Annotated in this window: 5 protein-coding genes; all 5 read right to left on the bottom strand. The window is 56.4% G+C overall.

What is annotated here, in order from left to right; all coding sequences use genetic code 11:
- Nucleotides 1-78 precede the first annotated feature (78 nt).
- The 5 genes from ACRESJ_RS34475 to petA all read right to left on the bottom strand — a co-directional run bounded on the left by ACRESJ_RS34475 (nt 79) and on the right by petA (nt 3,863).
- Nucleotides 79-492, bottom strand: a complete 414-nt coding sequence (locus ACRESJ_RS34475; protein ID WP_431761879.1) for a ClpXP protease specificity-enhancing factor — start codon at nt 490-492, stop codon at nt 79-81.
- A 16-nt stretch (nt 493-508) separates the two neighbouring features.
- Entirely contained in the window at nt 509-1,126 is a 618-nt protein-coding gene (locus tag ACRESJ_RS34470; protein ID WP_007989864.1) for a glutathione S-transferase N-terminal domain-containing protein, read from the bottom strand.
- Between the two features lie 150 nt (nt 1,127-1,276).
- Nucleotides 1,277-2,059, bottom strand: a complete 783-nt coding sequence (locus ACRESJ_RS34465; RefSeq protein ID WP_431761878.1) for a cytochrome c1 — start codon at nt 2,057-2,059, stop codon at nt 1,277-1,279.
- Complete coding sequence (locus ACRESJ_RS34460; protein WP_431761877.1) at nt 2,059-3,270, bottom strand: cytochrome b; 1,212 nt, start codon at nt 3,268-3,270, stop codon at nt 2,059-2,061. The genes ACRESJ_RS34465 and ACRESJ_RS34460 overlap by 1 nt, the downstream gene beginning before the upstream one ends.
- The gene (petA, locus tag ACRESJ_RS34455; protein WP_431761876.1) at nt 3,270-3,863 is read right to left on the bottom strand and encodes a ubiquinol-cytochrome c reductase iron-sulfur subunit; all 594 of its coding nucleotides are present in this window, start codon (nt 3,861-3,863) and stop codon (nt 3,270-3,272) included. Before petA ends, ACRESJ_RS34460 begins: the two co-directional genes overlap by 1 nt.
- Between the last annotated feature and the right edge of the window lie 41 nt (nt 3,864-3,904).

Below are 3,904 nucleotides of genomic sequence, written 5' to 3'. Positions count from 1 at the left end.
CCTTGAGATCGCCATCGCCGGCAAGCCGGGCTCCTACAGGCAATGAAAAAGGCGATCCAGATGGATCGCCTTTTTTTGTTATTTCACTACTTTCAAACTAGGCCGACCGCTAGGGCGCGGTGGCTCGCTGTCGGGTGGCGGAACATCGTCATCCGGCTCGATCTCGTCCTCGTCGTCCATAGGCGACTCCAGATCGAACACCATGCCCTGACCGTTTTCTCGGGCATAAATACCCAGGATCGAAGCAATAGGCACGTACAGCGTATGAGGTACACCACCAAAGCGGCCTTCGAAACTGACAGCTTCGTTGTCCATGTGCAGATGACGCACAGCTTGTGGTGATACGTTCAGGACGATCTGTCCATCACTGGCAAAACCTTGCGGCACCTGCACCGAGGGATACTCGGAATTGACCAGCATGTGCGGGGTGCAATCGTTATCGACAATCCACTCGTAGAGCGCGCGGACCAGATAAGGTCGACTGGAGTTCATAGCGGCTCCTTAAGCCTTAGCGCATATCGCGTTCGACACCAGACAGACTCGCCTGGAAAGCCTCACGCGCAAACTGGCGCTCCATGTAATCAAGCAGCGGCTTGGCTGGCCGCGGCAGTTCTATACCCAGAATCGGCAATCGCCAGAGTATTGGCAATAGGCAGCAATCCACCAGGCTTTGTTCCTCACTGAGGAAAAACGGCTTGTCCGCAAACAACGGCGACACACCTGTCAGGCTTTCACGCAGTTCTTTGCGCGCCACGGCGCGAGCCGCTTCCTTGGTCCGCGAATCCAGAATCAGATCCACCAGACCACACCAGTCACGCTGAATGCGGTGCATCAGCAGACGGCTGTTGGCACGCGCCACAGGATAAACCGGCAACAGCGGCGGATGCGGGTAACGCTCATCCAGATATTCCATCACCACCGTTGACTCCCACAACGCCAAGTCACGATCGACCAGAGTGGGCAAGCTGCCGTATGGGTTCACTTCGATCAGTTTAGGCGGCTGACGGCCAGCTTCAACGTAAATGATCTCGGCGCTGACACCCTTCTCTGCCAGTACGATTCGCACTCGGTGGGAATAGTGGTCGGCGGGGTCGGAGTAACAGGCCAACCGATTGGTCACGCCCATGGCGATCCTCCTCGCTTGTAGAAATTATCGGAAGCGGAAAAACGAGCGCGCCCAGAGGGCGCCTCCCGTAACGCCTGGTACTCCAGGCTCGTTACATTTTCAGAGGCGCCCTTGGGCGCGCGCGATTAACAGCAATTGCTTGAAGCTTTATCAGTGCACATCTTTCCAGTATTCGCGCTTGAGCAAGTAAGCGAATACGAAGAAGAACGCGAGGTACAGCAATACGTACGTACCGATGCGCTGATGCTGCAACTTAACCGGGTTAGCCGAATAAGCCAGGAAGGTTACCAGATTCTTGACCTTCTCATCGAACTGCTCTTCGGTCAAAGCACCGCTTTTCGGCACGATAGTCAGTTGATCGCACGCTTCATGAGTCAGCGGGGTACCGGTCAACGGATCATATTGCTTCTTGCCGTCTTCGACGATCTGCACCTGCTTGCAACCAACGACCTGGCGACCTTGCAGGCCGACCAGGACGTTAGGCATGCCGACGTTCGGGAAGACCTTGTTGTTGACGCCCCAAGGACGCGACGGATCTTCATAGAACGACTTCAGGTAACCGTAGAGCCAGTCGGTGCCGCGAACTCGTGCAACCAGGGTCAGGTCAGGCGGTGCCGCACCGAACCAGGTCTTGGCGTCAGCCGGCTGCATACCGATGGTCATGTGGTCGCCGATCTTGGCGCCGGTGAATACCAGCTTCTCAAGCATCAGCTCGTGCGGAATGCTCAGATCATCGGCAACGCGCTCATAGCGCTGGAACTTGGCGCTGTGGCAGCCCATGCAATAGTTGGCGAAAGTACGTGCGCCGTCCTGCATGGCAGCCTTGTCGGACACATCGATGTCGACTTTTTCCAGCTCGGGACCACCATGCTCAGCCGCAAAGGACAGTGCTGGCAAGGCAGCAAGAATCAATACCGCGAATAGTTTTTTCATCAGCCAGTCACCCTTTCCGGAACCGGTTTGGTCTTCTCGAGCCTGGTGTAGAACGGCATCAGAATGAAGTAGGCGAAGTACAGGAAGGTGCAGATCTGCGACAGCAACGTACGGCCTGGTGTTGGAGCCAAAACACCCAACACGCCCAGGATTACGAACGAGATGCAGAACACCCAAAGCCAGATCTTGCTCAGCCAGCCCTTGTAGCGCATGGACTTGACCGGACTACGGTCCAGCCACGGCAGGACGAACAGCACAGCGATGGCCGCACCCATGGCGATAACACCCAGGAGCTTGTCGGGAACTGCCCGCAAAATCGCGTAGAACGGTGTGAAGTACCAGACCGGAGCAATATGCTCTGGGGTCTTGAAGGCGTTCGCCACTTCGAAGTTCGGCTTCTCGAGGAAGTAACCACCCATTTCCGGGAAGAAGAACACGATTGAGCAGAAGATAAACAGGAACACCACCACGCCGACAATATCTTTCACGGTGTAGTACGGGTGGAAGGCAATGCCGTCCAACGGTATGCCGTTCTCGTCCTTGTGTTTCTTGATGTCCACGCCGTCCGGATTGTTCGAACCGACTTCGTGCAGCGCCAGAATGTGCAGCACCACCAGACCGAGAATCACGATCGGCAAGGCAACTACGTGCAAGGCGAAGAAGCGGTTGAGGGTAATACCGGAAATCAGGTAGTCACCGCGGATCCACTGGGTCAGGTCGTTACCGATGACCGGGATCGCACCGAACAGCGAGATGATCACCTGGGCGCCCCAGTAGGACATTTGACCCCACGGCAGCAGGTAGCCCATGAAGGCTTCAGCCATCAGCGCCAGGTAGATCAGCATGCCAAAGACCCACACCAGTTCGCGCGGCTTCTGGTACGAACCGTAGAGCAAGCCACGGAACATGTGCAGATAAACCACGATGAAGAACGCCGAAGCGCCGGTGGAGTGCAGCAGACGCAGAATCGAGCCGTACTCGACGTCGCGCATGATGTATTCGACGGAAGCGAATGCCTCTTCTGCCGACGGGGTGTAGCTCATGGTCAGCCAGACACCGGTGACGATCTGGTTGACCAGAACGAGCAGCGCCAGGGAACCGAAGAAGTAGAAGAAGTTGAAGTTTTTTGGAGCGTAATACTTGCTGAGATGGTCTTCCCACATCTTGGTCGCGGGGAAGCGTGCATCAACCCAATCCATGAACTTGTTCATCACGCGTTCTCCTTATCGACGCCAATGACGATGACTTCATCGGTTTCATAGGAATGCGGGGGAACTGGCAGGTTCAAAGGCGCAGGTTGCGACTTGTAGACGCGGCCAGCCAGATCGTAGTGGGAGCCGTGGCATGGGCAGAAATAACCGCCTACCCAGTCTTTGCCAAGGTCAGCAGGCGCCACTTCAGGACGGAACGTCGGCGAGCAACCCAGATGCGTGCAGATACCGATCAGCAGCAAAATCTCAGGTTTGATCGACCGTACTTCCGGGTCGACATAGGTCGGTTGTGTCGAGTTCTTGGAGGTCGGGTCAGACAACTGGCCCTCGATCTTTTTCAGATTCCCCAGGATTTCCTGTGTACGGCGGACGATGAACACCGGCTGACCGCGCCATTCAGCAATCATCTGCTGACCTGGCTCGATTTTGCTGACATTCACTTTCACCGGTGCACCAGCGGCTTTCGCCTTGGCACTGGGAAACCATGACCCCACGAACGGGACCGCAGCCCCCACCGCTCCTGCAGCACCCACCACGGATGTGGCTGCTACCAAGAAGCGACGCCGGCCTGCATTCACGCCGTCATTGCTCATTCAGTCCTCTCCCATCAGCTTTGTGGCCTGTTAAATCAGGC

This window comes from Pseudomonas sp., from assembly GCF_050739655.1.
In the GTDB taxonomy this organism is placed as follows: Bacteria; Pseudomonadota; Gammaproteobacteria; order Pseudomonadales; family Pseudomonadaceae; genus Aquipseudomonas.
This window is presented reverse-complemented; position numbering and strand designations above follow the sequence as displayed.

Bases quoted from the DNA above. Each gene is read 5' to 3' on its own strand.
- ACRESJ_RS34475 (WP_431761879.1), bottom strand. From the start codon at position 492: ATGAACTCCAGTCGACCTTATCTGGTCCGCGCGCTCTACGAGTGGATT.
- ACRESJ_RS34465 (WP_431761878.1), bottom strand. From the start codon at position 2,059: ATGAAAAAACTATTCGCGGTATTGATTCTTGCTGCCTTGCCAGCACTG.
- ACRESJ_RS34460 (WP_431761877.1), bottom strand. From the start codon at position 3,270: ATGAACAAGTTCATGGATTGGGTTGATGCACGCTTCCCCGCGACCAAG.
- ACRESJ_RS34470 (WP_007989864.1), bottom strand. From the start codon at position 1,126: ATGGGCGTGACCAATCGGTTGGCCTGTTACTCCGACCCCGCCGACCAC.
- petA (WP_431761876.1), bottom strand. From the start codon at position 3,863: ATGAGCAATGACGGCGTGAATGCAGGCCGGCGTCGCTTCTTGGTAGCA.